This is a genomic window from Clostridium cuniculi (assembly GCF_004353185.1).
Classification (GTDB): Bacteria; Bacillota; Clostridia; order Clostridiales; family Clostridiaceae; genus Clostridium; species Clostridium cuniculi.
The window spans coordinates 1-450 of the sequence record NZ_SMUS01000124.1; the positions used below are offsets into that span (position 1 = coordinate 1).

Annotated in this window: 1 rRNA gene; it reads left to right on the top strand. The window is 48.2% G+C overall.

Going from position 1 to position 450, the window contains the following annotated elements:
* Positions 1-450, top strand: a 16S ribosomal RNA gene (locus EJJ37_RS19900); the annotation flags it as partial.

Genomic DNA, 450 nt, shown 5'->3' on the forward strand with positions numbered 1-450 from the left:
GGGTGGCAGCAGTGAGGAATATTGGTCAATGGACGCAAGTCTGAACCAGCCATGCCGCGTGCAGGAAGACGGCTCTATGAGTTGTAAACTGCTTTTGTATTAGGGTAAACTCAGGTACGTGTACCTGACTGAAAGTATAATACGAATAAGGATCGGCTAACTCCGTGCCAGCAGCCGCGGTAATACGGAGGATCCAAGCGTTATCCGGATTTATTGGGTTTAAAGGGTGCGTAGGCGGTTTGATAAGTTAGAGGTGAAATACCGGGGCTTAACTCCGGAACTGCCTCTAATACTGTTGAACTAGAGAGTAGTTGCGGTAGGCGGAATGTATGGTGTAGCGGTGAAATGCTTAGAGATCATACAGAACACCGATTGCGAAGGCAGCTTACCAAACTATATCTGACGTTGAGGCACGAAAGCGTGGGGAGCAAACAGGATTAGATACCCTTG